This is a genomic window from Streptomyces sp. NPDC001508 (assembly GCF_040298665.1).
Classification (GTDB): Bacteria; Actinomycetota; Actinomycetes; order Streptomycetales; family Streptomycetaceae; genus Streptomyces.
The window spans coordinates 124,891-139,428 of sequence record NZ_JBEPAP010000007.1 but is presented as its reverse complement, the minus strand read 5'-3'; the positions used below and the strand labels follow the sequence as shown (position 1 = coordinate 139,428).

Annotated in this window: 16 protein-coding genes; 6 read left to right on the top strand and 10 right to left on the bottom strand. The window is 72.6% G+C overall.

Annotated features, from left to right (window positions below):
• Nucleotides 1-10: 10 nt before the first annotated feature.
• Genes ABT245_RS09780 through ABT245_RS09760 form a run of 5 tightly spaced genes read right to left on the bottom strand, consistent with a single transcriptional unit; the run spans nt 11 to nt 3,497 of the window.
• A complete protein-coding gene (locus ABT245_RS09780) occupies nt 11-1,111 on the bottom strand; it encodes a class E sortase (protein WP_351731031.1) in 1,101 nt (366 codons plus the stop codon).
• Nucleotides 1,108-1,782 (bottom strand): aminodeoxychorismate/anthranilate synthase component II, encoded by a 675-nt coding sequence (locus tag ABT245_RS09775; RefSeq protein WP_351731028.1) that lies wholly within the window; start codon nt 1,780-1,782, stop codon nt 1,108-1,110. The genes ABT245_RS09780 and ABT245_RS09775 overlap by 4 nt, the downstream gene beginning before the upstream one ends.
• Entirely contained in the window at nt 1,779-1,940 is a 162-nt protein-coding gene (locus ABT245_RS09770; protein ID WP_351731025.1) for a hypothetical protein, read from the bottom strand. Before ABT245_RS09770 ends, ABT245_RS09775 begins: the two co-directional genes overlap by 4 nt.
• A gap of 51 nt (nt 1,941-1,991) precedes the next feature.
• Nucleotides 1,992-2,678 (bottom strand): class E sortase, encoded by a 687-nt coding sequence (locus ABT245_RS09765; RefSeq protein WP_351731022.1) that lies wholly within the window; start codon nt 2,676-2,678, stop codon nt 1,992-1,994.
• A 30-nt stretch (nt 2,679-2,708) separates the two neighbouring features.
• Complete coding sequence (locus ABT245_RS09760; protein ID WP_351731018.1) at nt 2,709-3,497, bottom strand: DUF881 domain-containing protein; 789 nt, start codon at nt 3,495-3,497, stop codon at nt 2,709-2,711.
• A gap of 141 nt (nt 3,498-3,638) precedes the next feature.
• On the opposite strand from ABT245_RS09760, the gene crgA reads away from it, so the two are divergent.
• Nucleotides 3,639-3,893 carry a cell division protein CrgA gene (crgA, locus tag ABT245_RS09755; protein ID WP_351731015.1) on the top strand — a complete coding sequence of 85 codons (255 nt, stop codon included), beginning with the start codon at nt 3,639-3,641 and terminating at the stop codon, nt 3,891-3,893.
• 292 nt (nt 3,894-4,185) lie between these two features.
• Here crgA and ABT245_RS09750 read toward each other — a convergent pair whose 3' ends face one another.
• Together ABT245_RS09750 and ABT245_RS09745 are read right to left on the bottom strand one after the other, a co-directional pair.
• The gene (locus ABT245_RS09750) at nt 4,186-5,076 is read right to left on the bottom strand and encodes a rhomboid family intramembrane serine protease (protein WP_351731012.1); all 891 of its coding nucleotides are present in this window, start codon (nt 5,074-5,076) and stop codon (nt 4,186-4,188) included.
• A 170-nt stretch (nt 5,077-5,246) separates the two neighbouring features.
• Complete coding sequence (locus tag ABT245_RS09745; RefSeq protein WP_351731010.1) at nt 5,247-5,780, bottom strand: peptidylprolyl isomerase; 534 nt, start codon at nt 5,778-5,780, stop codon at nt 5,247-5,249.
• A 336-nt stretch (nt 5,781-6,116) separates the two neighbouring features.
• On the opposite strand from ABT245_RS09745, the gene ABT245_RS09740 reads away from it, so the two are divergent.
• Entirely contained in the window at nt 6,117-6,821 is a 705-nt protein-coding gene (locus ABT245_RS09740; protein WP_351731008.1) for a DUF5324 family protein, read from the top strand.
• Between the two features lie 95 nt (nt 6,822-6,916).
• Here the strand turns inward: ABT245_RS09740 and ABT245_RS09735 are convergent, their stop codons facing one another.
• Both ABT245_RS09735 and ABT245_RS09730 read right to left on the bottom strand, forming a co-directional pair.
• Nucleotides 6,917-7,576, bottom strand: coding sequence for a response regulator transcription factor (locus ABT245_RS09735; protein WP_351731006.1), 660 nt, complete (start codon nt 7,574-7,576; stop codon nt 6,917-6,919).
• Between the two features lie 140 nt (nt 7,577-7,716).
• On the bottom strand, nt 7,717-9,051 hold the full coding sequence (locus ABT245_RS09730; RefSeq protein WP_351731004.1) for a sensor histidine kinase: 1,335 nt from the start codon (nt 9,049-9,051) through the stop codon (nt 7,717-7,719).
• Nucleotides 9,052-9,235: 184 nt separating this feature from the next.
• Here ABT245_RS09730 and ABT245_RS09725 point away from each other — a divergent pair, with 184 nt between their 5' ends.
• Genes ABT245_RS09725 through ABT245_RS09715 form a run of 3 tightly spaced genes read left to right on the top strand, consistent with a single transcriptional unit; the run spans nt 9,236 to nt 12,746 of the window.
• A complete protein-coding gene (locus tag ABT245_RS09725; RefSeq protein WP_351731002.1) occupies nt 9,236-9,469 on the top strand; it encodes a hypothetical protein in 234 nt (77 codons plus the stop codon).
• Nucleotides 9,466-10,224, top strand: coding sequence for an ABC transporter ATP-binding protein (locus ABT245_RS09720; RefSeq protein WP_351731000.1), 759 nt, complete (start codon nt 9,466-9,468; stop codon nt 10,222-10,224). The genes ABT245_RS09725 and ABT245_RS09720 overlap by 4 nt, the downstream gene beginning before the upstream one ends.
• A 2-nt stretch (nt 10,225-10,226) precedes the next feature.
• The gene (locus ABT245_RS09715) at nt 10,227-12,746 is read left to right on the top strand and encodes an ABC transporter permease (RefSeq protein WP_351730998.1); all 2,520 of its coding nucleotides are present in this window, start codon (nt 10,227-10,229) and stop codon (nt 12,744-12,746) included.
• Nucleotides 12,747-13,236: 490 nt separating this feature from the next.
• Here ABT245_RS09715 and ABT245_RS09710 read toward each other — a convergent pair whose 3' ends face one another.
• Nucleotides 13,237-13,806, bottom strand: coding sequence for a hypothetical protein (locus ABT245_RS09710; RefSeq protein ID WP_351730997.1), 570 nt, complete (start codon nt 13,804-13,806; stop codon nt 13,237-13,239).
• A gap of 67 nt (nt 13,807-13,873) precedes the next feature.
• Here ABT245_RS09710 and ABT245_RS09705 point away from each other — a divergent pair, with 67 nt between their 5' ends.
• A complete protein-coding gene (locus tag ABT245_RS09705) occupies nt 13,874-14,326 on the top strand; it encodes an ArsR/SmtB family transcription factor (RefSeq protein ID WP_351730995.1) in 453 nt (150 codons plus the stop codon).
• Nucleotides 14,327-14,538 lie beyond the last annotated feature (212 nt).

The following is a 14,538-nucleotide window of genomic DNA, read 5'->3' as shown; positions in this document are numbered from 1 at the left end:
TCATCTGCCCTTACTGGACGAGTGCATCCGGCTTGCCCTTGCTGCGCGGCCGTTCCTCGACCATCTTGCCCCAGACGATCAACCGGTACTTGCTGGTGAACTCCGGTGTGCAGGTGGTCAGCGTGATGTAGCGACCCGGCCCGGTGAACCCCGAGTCCTTCGGGACCGGGTCCAGTACGCCCGTGTTCGACGGCGGCGTCACCGGCAGCATCGACGCGACCTTGTACACGAAGTACTCCTCCTGCGTCTCGACCACGACCGCGTCGCCGGACTTGAGCTTGTTGATGTACCTGAAGGGTTCCCCGTGCGTGTTGCGGTGGCCCGCGAGCCCGAAGTTGCCCCTTTCGGCGGACGGCATCGCGGTCTTCAGCGGCCCCTCGCCGTAGTGCCCGACCATGCCCTTGTCGAGGACCTTCTTGTTGCTGACGCCCTCGGCGATCGGCACCACCACGTCCAGCTTGGGGATGTGCAGGATGGCGAAGCCCTGCCCCGGCTCGAACTCGCCCGCGGCGCGCCTGCCGTTCGCCCAGTCCTGTTGCAGGTCGCTGGCCTCCTTGCCGGCCTGCGCATGCGCCCGCACATTCGTCCACCACAGCTGGTAGGTGACGAACAGCAGCATCAGCACGCCGGTGGTGATGAACACCTCGCCTATCGCCCGGCTCGCGACGACCGCCGGGCCGGGCCTGCGCAGCCGCGCCTGCCGCCGTGCCTCGACCCGGGACAGCGGCGCACCGGGCTCGCTCCCCTCGGTCGCGGGCTCGGTCACCCTGCCGCCACCGCCATGACGCCCGCCACGCCGTTTGGCGGCCTTTCTGCGGGCCGCACGGCCACCCGAGGCGGGTCCAGGTGGGGACGAGACGGAAGAGACGCGAGAGACCGATCCAGCGGCGGTCGCGGATGCGTCGGCGGCCGGCGGCGGATCCGGGATCCGCAGGGCGACCGTCTCCTCGTCGATGGGGGGCAGATACGGCGCCTCGTCCGCCCCCCGGCCGGACCGGTCGGGGGGCGCGCCGGAAGCCCCGTACGACCGGTCCCCGAGCCCGCCGGAAGCCCCGTACGACTGATCCTCGTACGAGGCGCCGGACTCGCGCTCCGGGCGCAGCGCGGTCACGCCGTGGCCCTGCCCACCACCGGGGCGAGCCCCGCCGACCTCGCCACCGCTGTCCGGTCCCCGCACTCCACCAGCCAGTTGGCCAGCATCCGGTGGCCGTGCTCGGTCAGCACCGACTCGGGGTGGAACTGCACGCCCTCGACGGGCAGTTCCCGGTGGCGCAGGCCCATGATGATGCCGTCCGGCGTGCGGGCCGTGACCTCCAGCTCCGGCGGGACGGTGGCCGGCTCGGCGGCCAGGGAGTGGTAGCGGGTCGCCGTGAACGGTGAGGGCAGCCCGGCGAAAACGCCCTTGCCCTCGTGCTCGACCGGGGAGGTCTTGCCGTGCAGCAGCTCGGGGGCACGGTCCACGACGCCGCCGTACGCCACCTGCATCGACTGCATGCCGAGGCAGACGCCGAAGACCGGGACGCCGGTGGCGGCGCAGTGGCGCACCATCTCGACGCAGATCCCGGCCTCTTCGGGGGTGCCGGGACCCGGTGACAGCAGGACGCCGTCGAAACCTCCCCCACTCTCGGCTTCGCTCGACCGGGAGGTGCCCCCACGGGCGTGCGCCGTCGACACCTCGTCGTTGCGCAGCACCTCGCACTCGGCGCCCAGCTGGTACAGGTACTGGACGAGGTTGAAGACGAAGCTGTCGTAGTTGTCGACGACGAGAATCCGCGCACTCACTGGTTGTCCACCGTCACATCGTTGAAGGGCAGCAGCGGTTCGGCCCACGGGAAGACGTACTGGAACAGGATGTAGACCACGGCCAGGACCAGCACGAGGGAGACCAGCGCCTTCACCCACGTGTTGCCCGGCAGATGCCGCCAGATCCAGCCGTACATGCCGTCCCTTCCGTAGCACCACGGCACCTACTCACGCCGTACGGCACCAGACTAACGGCGCAGTGCCGTCGGTTTGCCTGCCTCCGCAGGCTGGGTGGAATCGAGGTGCGCCCAGACGATCAGCCGGTGGCTGTGGCCCCATTCCGGTTCGCAGGTGGTCAGCGTCAGATAGCGGCCCGGACGCGTGTACCCGGACATACGTGGCACAGCGTCGATCACCTCAACGTCCGTCGGGACGGTTTTGTAGGGCCCTTTGTCGATCCGATACGTGAACCAGGTGCTTCCGTCGGTGAGCACCACCGCGTCGCCTGGCCGCAGTTCGGGGAAGTCCTTGAACGGATCGCCGTAGGTGCGCCGATGGCCCGCGACCGAGAAATTGCCCCGCTGGCCCAGCCGGGCGGTGCGCGCGTAGTGGCCCAGCCCCTTCTTCAGCACATCGGTGCCGGTGCCCTCCAGCACCGGCTTGTTCCACGTGAAACCGAACCGCGGGATGTACATGATCGCGAAGGCCCCGCCGGAGCGGTACGGCCCGGGCGTGGCGGGACCGGTGGCGGCGCCGGGGCCGGCCGGCTCGTGCACGCCGCCCCGCGACCACTGCTGCTGGAGCCGCTCGACCTGCTCGCTCATGAGGCCGTCGGCCTTCACCCCGGTCCAGAACAGCACATAGGCGACGAACAGCACGATCAGGGCGCCGATGGTGATGCACAGCTCGCTCACGGTCCTCACGATCACGCGCACCGGCAGCTCCTGTACGGACGCCCACACGTACTAGTCGACGGGTTTCGCGTAGTGCAGATCCACTGTGCCCGAGTAACCCGGCAGCGTCACCGTGCCGTCGTCGGTGACTTTCCAGCCGAGGCCGTAGACGTTCACGTACACCATGTAGTTCTGGATGGCCGGTGAGTCCGCGAGCGCCTTCTGGAGCTTCTCCGGGTCGCCGACCGCGGTGATCGTGTACGGCGGCGAGTAGACGCGGCCCTGGAGGATCAGTGTGTTGCCCACGCAGCGCACGGCGCTGGTGGAGATCAGCCGCTGGTCCATCACCTTGATGCCCTCGGCCCCGCCCTGCCACAGGGCGTTCACCACGGCTTGCAGGTCCTGCTGGTGGATGACCAGGTAGTCGGGCTGTGGTTCGGGGTAGCCGGGGAGCTTCGCGGTGGCGTTGGGCGGGGCGTCGTTGAGCGTCACCGTGACCGCCTTGCCGGTGAGCTTGTGGGTGCCCGTGCTCTTCTCCAGCCCGGACAGCTTCTCGTCCTGCGCCTTGCTGCTGCCGTCGTCGCGCTCGGCCAGCGCCTCGACCTCGTCGCGGGCGCCCGCGTTGGCCTCGTCCAGTTCCTTGTTCTTGCGGCTGCGCTCCTGGATGAGGTCGGACAGCTTCAGCAAGGAGGCGTCGGTGCGGATGTCGGTGCCCTTGGCCGTGTTGAAGCTGGTGAAGAAGATGAGCCCGGCGAGGGCGAAGACGCCCACCGTGAGGATCCGCACCGGCCGGAAGGAGGCACTGCGAACCGGCGGGGAACCCGTTGATCCCGTCCCGGGGGAGTCGGCAGAATTGCTCAACGTACCCTTATCTCCTTCGGCGCCGCGGAAGCACTACGCTAACGGACGCCCGGGGGAGCGCTCAGTGTCCCCTTGTACGCTGCCCTGAGCCCGATCCAGTTCCCTGCGCGGCCACGCAGCGCATCGACAGGAGAGACCCTCGTGCCGAAGTCACGTATCCGCAAGAAGGCCGACTACACGCCGCCGCCGGCGAAGCAGGCAACCGCCATCAAGCTGAACAGCCGCGCCTGGGTCGCACCCGTGATGCTGGCCATGTTCCTGATCGGCCTGGCCTGGATCGTCGTCTTCTACGTGACCGACGGCTCACTGCCCGTCGATTCCCTGGACAACTGGAACATCGTGGTCGGTTTCGGCTTTATCGCCGCCGGTTTCGGTGTCTCCACCCAGTGGAAGTAGCGGCCGCTTTCCGGTGAACACGGCTCTGCCCAGAGCTATCCGCTGAGTTATCCACAGGCCTGGGGTCGTTTCCACATCTCCCTGGGGAAAAGACGACGATCTGTGGATAACTCATCGAGTGTTGACGCCGGTATGACTGGCCCACCGGTCGACGCAAACCCGTTCACCCCCTGTCCGACCTGGGAAAACACACCTGAGCGACAGAGGGAACAGCTGTTCCCGCACACTGTGCACAAGATCCGGCACACGCTGTGGACAACGGTTCGGTATCGGCCGGGCGGAAGGGTTCCGATCAGGTCAGCTGGGCCGTTCTGATCAGCGTCAGGACCACGACCACCACCAGCACCAGGGCGCAGGTGCCGTACTGGATCAGCGCCCGGTTCTTCCGGGGGGCGTGGATCATGGCGTAACCGGTGACGACGCCGGCGACCAGGCCGCCGATGTGCGCCTGCCAGGCGATGTTGAAGCCCGGGCTGAAGGTGAAGATCAGGTTGATCACCAGCAGGGCGATGACCGGGCGCATGTCGTAGTTGAGCCGGCGCAGCAGCACGGCCGTGGCGCCGAACAGCCCGAAGATCGCTCCGGAGGCGCCCACCACGGCCTTGTTGGGCTCGGTGAGGAGATAGCTGAGCGCGCTGCCGGCCAGCCCGGAGACGAAGTAGAGCGCCAGATAGCGGGCGCGGCCGAGGGCCGCCTCCAGAGGGCCGCCGATCCACCACAGGCTGAGCATGTTGAACAGGATGTGGATGAAGCTCCCGTGCAGGAACATCGAGGTCAGCAGGCGGTAGTACTGGCCTTCCGCGATGCCCTCGACCGGGCCGAAGAGCTGGTAGGAGGCCTGGCCGATCAGCTCGAACTGGTTGGTGAACCGATTGCCCACGGCCTGCTGGACCAGGAAGGCGGCCAGGTTGAGACCGATCAGGACCTTGGTGACCAGCCGGGGATCGGCCGTCATGGTGCCGCCCGCGAGGGTACGGGGCTCGGCGGCGGCCGGGGGGTGCCCGGTGCCGGAACCGCCGCGGACGCAGTCCGGGCACTGGAAGCCCACGGACGCGCTGACCATGCACTCCGGGCAGATCGGACGCTCGCAGCGGGTGCAGCGGATGCCGGTCTCGCGGTCCGGGTGCCGGTAGCACACGGGCACGCTCCGTGCGTCCTGTGCGCGGCCTGTGGCCTGGTCCATGGGGTCCCCTCGGTCGGTCCTGGGCACTACACCGCCCCGCCCATCCTTACGGACGAGCGGGGCGTTTGGTTCCCTGCGGGAGGAATCGCGAAGCTGCCGGGAAGCGGGGCGCCACCGGGAAGTTCGCGCAGCTGCCGGAAGACCGGCGCTGCCGGGAGGCGGCGGCGGTCTCAGCCCTCGCGCTTCTCGATGACGACCGACTCCAGCACGACGTCGTTGACCGGCCGGTCGTTCGGCCGGCTGGTCGGGACACCGGCGATGGCGTCCACGACCTTCTGGCCGGCCGGGTCGGCGACCTCGCCGAAGATGGTGTGCTTGCGGTTCAGCCAGGTGGTCGGGCCGACCGTGATGAAGAACTGCGAGCCGTTGGTGTTCGGACCGGCGTTGGCCATGGCGAGCAGATACGGCTTGTTGAAGGACAGGTCCGGGTGGAACTCGTCCTCGAACTCGTAGCCGGGGCCGCCGATGCCGGTGCCCAGCGGGTCACCGCCCTGGATCATGAAGCCGCTGATGACCCGGTGGAAGATCGTGCCGTCGTAGAGCTTGTCCTGGCTCGTCGCGCCGGTCTCCGGGTGCTTCCACGCCCGCTCGCCCTGTGCGAGTTCGACGAAGTTCTTGACCGTCTTGGGCGCGTGGTTCGGAAAGAGCCGGACCTCGATGTCGCCGTGGTTGGTCTTCAGGGTGGCGTAAAGCTGCTCGGCCACGATCTGCCTTCCGTTGTCTGCTTGTGACTCCTCCGATCCTCGCACGGCACGGCCCCTGCGTCGCCCGACGGCCGTGGGCGGGTCTGCATCTGCACGGAATCGCTTGCGAAAAACCCGGCCGTCTCCCCTCGGGCCGGGAGCGTACGACGGCGATCCATGGCATTGTCGACGGAAAGCTCCCATTGACCGGATTCATTGATTCACCCGCCCTTGTCCGTTGATCGGGTGGATCGGCACCCGTATACCCGCCCCGCATGCCACACGACGCGCGGGCAGGCATGATCCTGAAAAGGGTGGAAAGTCGAAATACCGTACGCCACCGAGGAGGAGGATCCCGTGACCCGCATCGACAGCGTGCGCGCCGCGACCGGCTCGGCGAAGGACAGCGTGCTGCACGCCGCGGAAGTGGTGGCGCCCTACGCCGACACGGCCAAGGAGCGTGCCGCGTACTACGCACAAGAGGCACGCGTACGGCTCGCGCCCGTGGTCTCGCAGGCCGCCGAACAGGCCCGCGTCCAGTACGACGCCCGGCTTGTTCCGCGCCTGGAACTGGCGCGTTCCCATGTGCCCCCGAAGGTGGACCAGGCGGCCCACGACGCGGCCGTCCGGACCCGCAGGGCGGCCCGGCAGGCCGCCGCATACTCTCGGCCGAGGATCGAGCAGGCCGTCGCCGTGGCGGGACCGGTCCGCGAAGAGGCCGCCGCGCGGAGCGCCGCCGCGCTGGCCGCGCTGCGCGGCCAGGTCTCGCCCAAGGAGATCCAGCAGCTGATCCGCAGGCATGAGCGCCGGGCGAAGGCCGGCCGGGTGGCGAAGGCACTGGCCGTGGCCGGCGTGCTGGCCGGTGGCGCCTTCGCCGTCTGGAAGTGGTGGGACAAACAGGCCAACCCCGACTGGCTGGTGGAGCCGCCCGCCGCGACCGATGCCGCCGAGCCGAACCGGCTGAGTTCGGTGGACGGCAGCCCAGACGCCTCGGTCCTCGACCCCGAGGTACAGGCCAAGGAGGCCGAGGGACGCGCCGGCAGGGACGACGAGCAGCCCTGACGTCGGGCATCAATCCGTTCGGCCGCCGTGGGCGGGAGACCTCCGTGGGTCTCCCGCCCATGCCCGTGTTTCACGTGAAACATCCGCAGGGGCGGTCAGGCCCGCCGACGGGATTCCTCCAGATAGTGCAGTACGGCGGCGACCCGCCGGTCGACCCGGTCGGTGGGGGCGAGATCGAGCTTCGCGAAGATGCTGCGGATGTGCTTGTGCACGGCGCCCTCGGTGACGACCAGCCGCTCGGCGATGGCGCCGTTGCCCAGCCCCTCGGCCATCAGGGCCAGCACCTCCCGCTCCCGGGGGCTCAGCCGCTCCAGCCGGGTGTCCTGACGGGAGCGGGTGAAGAGCTGGGCGACGACCTCGGGGTCGATGGCGGTGCCGCCACCGGCCACCCGTCCGAGCGCGTCCAGGAACTCCTCGACCCGTCCGACCCGCTCCTTCAGCAGATAGCCGAGGCCACCCACCCCGCCGGTGAGCAATTCGGTGGCGAAGGACTGCTCGACGTAGGCGGACAGCACGAGGACGGCGAGGTCGGGCCGTCTGCGGCGGGCCTCGACGGCCGCCCGGATGCCCTCGTCGGTGTGCGTGGGCGGCATCCGTACGTCGAGGATGGCGACGTCGGGCTTGTGCTGGTCGATGGCGTCGAGCACGCCGTCGGGAGTGTCCGCGGTGGCCACCACGTCAAGGGACTCCGCGCGCAGCAGGAGGGCCAGCCCCTCGCGCAGCAGCGGGTCATCCTCGGCTATCACGATCCGCATGTCACGATCCGCCCGTCACGGTCCACAGGTCACTGTCCGGCCGGCCCGGCCCACTGTGCGCCCCCACCTCACGTGCCACCGCTCTGAGCCGGCGGTCCGTCCGGCACGGTCCGCGGGTCATCCACGGGCAGGGCCGGCGGTCAGGCGCCGGCGGGCAGGTCCACTTCGAGGACGGTGGGTCCGCCCGGCGGGCTGGCCACGGTGAGCGTACCGTCGTGCGCGGCGACACGACGCCGGATGCCGGTGAGTCCGGAGCCGCCCTCCTCGTCCGCGCCGCCCCGGCCGTCGTCCTCGATCCGCAGGGCCAGCCGCCCGCCCCGGCCGCGCACCGTCACCGCCGCCGACGCGGCTCCGCTGTGCTTGGCGATGTTGGTCAGCGCCTCGGCCACGACGAAGTAGGCGGTGGCCTCCACGGACGCGGCGCAGCGCTGCGGCGCCTCGACATCGATGTGGCAGGGCACGGCGCAGTTCGCGGCGAGACCGGACAGTGCTCCGGCGAGACCGCGGTCGGCGAGCACGGGCGGCAGGATGCTCCGGGAGACCGTGCGCAACTCCGCCAGCGCCTGCTCGGCGGCGGACTGCGCGCGTTCCAGAAGCTCCTCGGCGCCGGACGGATCGCGGGCGACCATGCGGCGGGCGGCCCCGAGCAGCACGGTCACGGTGACGATCCGGTTCTGGGTGCCGTCGTGCAACGAGCGCTCGATGCGGCGCAGTTCTGTGGCGTGGGCGTCGAGCGCGGCGGCACGTGTCGCGGTCAGTTCGGCGACGCGCAGGGAGAGGTCGGTGTCCGGGCCGACGGCGAGCAGGCTCCGGCCGGGCCGGTCCTGCAGCCGGGCCATGCCGGGCGTCAGACCCAGGATGACGGCGGTCCAGGCCAGGCCGAGGAGGGCGACGGAGGTGGCCGCCGTCCAGGAGTGCGCGACCCCGAACCCAAGCGACGTACTCGTCACGCCGCTCGGGACGAGACGCCACCACAGCGGGAAGGTGGCGTCCCGCACGGCGGCGAGGGGCAGCAGGATCGCCAGCCAGCCCAGCAGCAGGCCGAGGGTGCCGTGCCGGGCGAGCCAGCGCAGCTCACGGCGGGTGGTGGGGTCGGCGAGCGCGGCGCGCAGCCGGTCCGGGGGCGCGTCGGGGGCCACGACCTCGGGACCCCAGCGGCCCAGCCGCTCGCGTTCCCGGCCGGCGAGGCGGTGCAGCGCGCGCAGCGCACCGGTGGCGAGGAGCAGCCCCACGCCGACCGGCACGGTGACCGCGCTGAGCAGGAGCCACAGCAGCACACTCAGGGCGAGCACGGCCGTGCCGAGTCCGCCGACGAGCTGTTCGAGCGCGCTGAGCGCGGCCCGGACGGTCCGTACGGCGACTTCCTTCGGCCCGGTCCGTACGGCCGCTTCTTTCAGCCCCGTCCCGGTGGCGCCGCCCGGGGCCGTGTCGCCGCCCGTCCTGGCATTCGGTGTGGTGGTGCGGTCCGTTCCCATCCCTGCCTCCCCGCTCGCCGCCGACCCTACGACGCCGACGGGACGGGCGGCGGGTCCGCGGGCGGAAAGTACAGCCTGCTGTACCCGCGACCGGGCGGCTCACGGGATCGGCCCGGGGGCCCTCGCTCCGTAGCGTCCCGGAGTGACGGAAACCGACGAGCGAGACCACCCGGAGGAGCCCCGCATGCCGGACAACGACCCCTACCGCCTCACCCGGGCCCCGGCCCACGACAGCGGCCGGCGCGCCGAGTCGCCCCGGGTCGGCCGGACCGTGCTGTGGCTGCTGCTGGTGCTGAGCGCCGCCGCCAACACGGTGGCCTCCATGGCCGGTGCCACCGTCGTGAGCCTGGCCTGCGGCCTGGTCACCGCGGCCTGTGTGATCGGCCTCGTCGTGCTGCGGCTGCGGGGCCGGCGATGACCACCGCCACCGGTCCGGCCGCCCGCGCCACGCTGGGCGCCCCCGCCATCGCACTGGAGCACGTGACGAAGACGTACGACGGCGGCGTCCGCGCCCTCGACGACGTCTCGCTCACCGTCGGCCACGGCACCTTCCTCGCCGTGATGGGGCCGTCCGGCTCCGGCAAGAGCACCCTCATGCACTGCGCCGCCGGGCTCGACACCCCGACCACGGGCAGCGTCCGCATCGACGGCCGCGAGACAGCCGTCCTGAACGAGACCCGCCGCACCGAACTGCGCCGTGACCGCGTCGGCTTCGTCTTCCAGGCCTACAACCTGATCCCCTCGCTGAGCATCGAGGACAACATCACGCTGCCGCTGCGACTGGCCGGCCGGCGCCCCGACCGGGACTGGGTGCGGACCCTGGTCGAGCGGGTCGGGCTGGCCGACCGGCTCGGCCACCGTCCGGCGGAGCTGTCCGGTGGCCAGCAGCAGCGGGCCGCCCTGGTGCGGGCGCTCGCTGCGCGGCCCGCCGTCGTCTTCGCCGACGAGCCGACCGGGGCGCTGGACCTGCGCAGCGCCCACCAGGTGCTGGACCTGCTGCGCGAACTGGTCGACGAACTCGGCCAGACGGTCGTGATGGTCACCCACGACCCGGCCGCCGCGGCCCGCGCGCACCGGGCGCTGGTGATGGCCGACGGCCGGGTGGTGGACGCCCTGGACGCCCCCACCGCACCCGAACTCGCCGACCGCCTCGTCACCTTGGGAGAGCAGTAGCCATGCTGCACCTCGCGGTCCGTATGGCCGCCCACCGGATCGCCGCTCTGCTGGCCGTGGCGTGCGCCGTGCTGGGCGGCGGGGCGCTGGTCACCGCCACGGGCGTGCTGGCCGAGACCGGTCTGCGCTCGCACCTGCCCCCGGGCCGGCTCGCCGGCGCGGACCTGGTGGTCGGCGCCGACCAGGAGTTCCACCCGCAGCAGGACCTGCCGATCGCCCTGCCCGAGCGGGCCAGGGTCCCGTCGGCGCTCGTGGACCGGCTGGCCGCGCTGCCGGGCGTCACCAGGACGGTCGGTGACATCGCCTTCCCCGTCTCGCTCGTCGACGCCCACGGCGGGGTCGTACCGGCCGCGGACCCCGGGCCCGCAGGGCACGGCTGGTCCTCGGCGGGGCTGCTCGCGAACGCGCGGGTCGAGGGCCGGGCGCCGACCGGCTCCGCCGAGGTCGCCGTCTCCGCCGAACTGGCCACGGCGGCCGGGGTCGGCGTCGGTGACCGGGTGCGGGTCCTCGCGGGCGACCGGCCCGCCGCCGCCTACCGGGTCTCGGCGGTGGTGACCGCGCCGGGCGCCGGGGTCTACGTCGCCGACACCACGGCCGTACGCCTGTCGGGCCGTACGGGAAGCGTGGATCTGGTCGGGCTGACCACCGAGCCGGGCGCGCGCGACCGGGTCGCCGACGCCGTGCGCGAGCGGGTAGCGGGCAGCGGGCTGAAGGTCCGTACCGGGGCGGACGTGGGCGCTGCCGTGTCGCCGGGCGCGGACGCGTCGCGCTCGCTGCTGATCGTGCTCGCCGGGTCGCTGTCCGGGATCGTGCTGCTGGTCACCGGGTTCGTCACGGCGGGCGCGCTGGGTGTGTGCATCGCCGGGCAGCGCCGTGACCTGGCGCTGATGCGGGCGGTCGGAGCCACCCCGAAGCAGATCCGCCGGCTGGCCGCCGCCCAGTCGACGGTGGTCGCGGCCGTGGCCCTGGCGCCCGGAGTGGCCCTCGGCTATCTGCTGGCCGGGCGGTTCCGGGACCTGCTGACCGACCGCGGCGTGCTGGCCGCGGACCTCCCGCTCGCCGTCGGCCCGCTGCCCGCCCTCGCCGCGGTGCTGTTGATGATCGCGGTGGTCCGGCTCTCCGCCCGGGCCGCGGCCTGGCGGACCTCGCGGATGGCGGCAACGGAGGCGGTCGCCGAGTCCCGTAGCGAACCGCGCCGGCCCTCGCGGGCGCGGACCCACACCGGTCTGCTGCTGATCGTCGCCGCGTGCGTGCTGTCGACGCTGCCGCTGCTGTCGCGGACCGTGCTCGGCGCCACCGCCACCTCCCTCGCGGGCATCGTCTCGGCGATCGGCCTGGCGCTGGCCGGTCCCGCCCTGGTCGCCCGTGCCGGGTCTGCGGCGGCGCGGCTGCTGCGGCCGGGCACCGCCGCGCCGACCTGGCTGGCGCTGGCCAACATCCGGGCCTACGCCCAGCGGGTCGCCGGTGTGGTCAGCCCGCTCGCCATGGCGGTCGTGTTCGTGCTGACGTACACCCTGACGCAGACCACCGTGCTCGCCGCCACCGACGCCGACACCCGTGACGGCACCCTCGGCCAGTACCGGCTGAGCGCGCCGGGCCAGGGACCGGTGGCGGACGGAACGCTCGACGCCGTACGCCGGCTGCCGGGGGTGCGGGCGGCGGCACCGGTCGGTTCGACCACGGTGGTGTGGCAGTTCCAGCAGTTCGGCGAACCGGCGGCCGAATCCGAGTCGGCACTGGTCCTGGCCCCCGACGCGGCCGGCGTGCTGGATCTCGACGTGACAGCGGGTGACCTGTCCGCGCTCACCGGCCGGACCGTCGCCATCAGCTCCGAGGCGGCCCGCTACCGCGGGACCGGGCGCGAAGAACGGGTGCGGCTGGTGCTCGGTGACGGCACTCCGGTCGACGCCCGGGTGGTCGCCGAGTACGACCGCGGGCTCGGCTTCGGCTCGGTGGTCCTCTCCCGTGACCTGGCCGCCGGGCACACCACGACGGGGCCGCAGCAGAGCATCCTGGTCCGCACCGACGGCACGGCCGAGGCCGACCGCGCCCTCGCGGCGTTCGCCGCGTCCCGGCCCGGACTGCTGCTCACCGGCAGCGGCTCGGCGGACGGCGACGACGACACCCCGCCGGAGGTGTGGATCAACCTGGCGACCATCGTCGTCCTGCTCGGCTATCTGCTGCTCAGCATCGCGAACAAGCTCGTCGCCGCCACCGCGCAGCGGCGCACCGAGATCGCCGCGCTGCGCCTGGTCGGTACGACGCCCCGGCAGATCCGGGCGATGATGCGCCGTGAGGCCGCGGTGATCGCCGCGGCGGCGCTCGCCGCCGGTGTGCTGCTCTCGGCCGTTCCGCTCGCCCTGCTGGGCCAGGGCTTCCTCGGCCGCCCCTGGCCGGCGGGCCCACTGTGGCTGCTGCCCGCGGCCGCGGTCACGGTCACGGTGACGGCCTTCATCACCGTGGAACTCCCCACCCGCAGCACCCTGCGCCACGCCCCCGCCGAAACCCTACGCACGGCTTGACGGCGAGCGGGGACGGCAGCCGCAGGAGCGCGGGCCGACAGCAGCACCGGCAGGTGCGGGAAGGTACGGGGGGACGGCGAGGTAACTGGGGGGAGGGGGCGAAGGCCCAGGGGCCAGACCCGTGGAGACCCCGGGGGGCCAGGGGCGCGGAGGCTCGGGGCAGGGGCGCGGCGAGGGCGGCGGGGGTGGCAGGCGCGGCGACGACGGTCGCCGACGCGCACCACGAACGGCACCCCACCGAGTGACCAGGGGCGCGGGGCACGGGACGACGGCGGCAAAGACCGCGGGGGCGGGGGCCGTAGGGGCTGAGGGCACGGGGCGGGCGGACGGCGCCGATGCGCATGACGAACGGCGCCCCGTCGGATGGGCAGCGGCACGGGCGGCGGCGGCCGGAGTGGCGGGGTCGGGGCTGCGGAGGCAGGGGCGGAGGGCGGCAGGGGCGGGGCCCCGAACGGCAGGGCCGGGACGCGTGGGCGTGGGTGCGGGGTGCTCAGGTGTTTCGTGCGGTGCGGAGGTACAGGCCCGGCCTGCCGTCCGGGCCCACCTCGCGCTGCGGGCCCCCCTCGCTACCGGGGTGCGCAGCGTCGTCGGGGCTTTCCTCGTCGGGCGGGGGTGGCGAGGTGGGGGTGCTGGTGGCCGAGGGGAGTTCGTCCGGGAGGTCGACCGACTGCTCCACCGTCGTACCCGACTCTCCGGACGGGCCGCCCGCGGCGCCGGGGCGGACCGCCACCAGGATCAGGGCGGTCACCGCGACGGCGCCGAGCACGCGGCCCACCCGGCGGGCCCTGGCCCGTCCGTCCAGCTCCTGCCAGGCCGGCCCGGGGCGCGGCTCGTCCCGCTGCCACAGCTCACCGACCGCCGACACCGACACGGACTCCCGAAACGGTGACGGTGCCGGCGGAGTCATCCGCTCCCGCGCGGACGGCTCCTTGGGCGCGCCGGAGACATGGATCGCGCCCTCGCTGTCCTGGAGGAACTTGTCCCACACCTCGTCCGGAACGGACGGCAGGCCGGCGGGATCCTCGAACGACCCGTCGCCGCCCGGCTGCTCAGTGGTCACGTATCGGCTCCGATGTGCGGGTACCTCTCCAACGCCGTCGATGCGCGGCAGCGGTTAGCATACTTGCATGAGAGCGCAAGTAGCGTCCTGGGACGAGGAGCGGGCCGAACGGTCGGTGGCCGTACTCAAGGCCGTCGCCGACCCCTCCCGCCACCGGCTCCTGTGGGCGCTGAGCGAGCGGGAACTGCCGGTCGGCCGTCTCGCCGAGCTGCTCGGGGCGCAGGTCGCGGCCACCTCCCAGCACCTGGCGAAGCTGCGCACGCTGGGCCTGGTGGTCTCCCGGCGCGAGGGCACGCGCATCTACTACCGGACCGCGGGGCCACGGGTGCGGGCGCTCCTGGAGAGCGCGGTCCTGGCGGCCGACGAGGCCGCCCTCGCGGACACCGCCGCGTTCCCGGAGCCCGCCCAGCAGCCGGAGCCCGCCCGCCGGGAGTCCCGCGCCACGGCCCGCGCCATGACCCGCACAACGGCCCGAGCCCGCCGCCCCACCACAGAACACCACCCGGCCACAGAACACTGACCCACCACAGACACACCCCCACCACAGAACACTGACCCACCACAGACACCCCCCGCCGCAGAACCCTGACCCCCGCCACACGACTCCGCCCCGCCACAGAACACTGCCGCGCCACAGGACACTGCCGCGCAAGCCGGACCCGCTCCCCGGTCAGGACCGCCACCCCCGGCCGCCGGACCTCGCCGCGGCCGGACCTCGCCGCGGTCGGCCCG

Coding starts and splice junctions, on each gene's coding strand:
- ABT245_RS09770 (WP_351731025.1), bottom strand. CDS start 1,940: ATGTACGGCTGGATCTGGCGGCATCTGCCGGGCAACACGTGGGTGAAG.
- ABT245_RS09750 (WP_351731012.1), bottom strand. CDS start 5,076: ATGGACCAGGCCACAGGCCGCGCACAGGACGCACGGAGCGTGCCCGTG.
- ABT245_RS09735 (WP_351731006.1), bottom strand. CDS start 7,576: ATGCGGATCGTGATAGCCGAGGATGACCCGCTGCTGCGCGAGGGGCTG.
- ABT245_RS09730 (WP_351731004.1), bottom strand. CDS start 9,051: ATGGGAACGGACCGCACCACCACACCGAATGCCAGGACGGGCGGCGAC.
- ABT245_RS09725 (WP_351731002.1), top strand. CDS start 9,236: ATGCCGGACAACGACCCCTACCGCCTCACCCGGGCCCCGGCCCACGAC.
- ABT245_RS09720 (WP_351731000.1), top strand. CDS start 9,466: ATGACCACCGCCACCGGTCCGGCCGCCCGCGCCACGCTGGGCGCCCCC.
- ABT245_RS09715 (WP_351730998.1), top strand. CDS start 10,227: ATGCTGCACCTCGCGGTCCGTATGGCCGCCCACCGGATCGCCGCTCTG.
- ABT245_RS09705 (WP_351730995.1), top strand. CDS start 13,874: ATGAGAGCGCAAGTAGCGTCCTGGGACGAGGAGCGGGCCGAACGGTCG.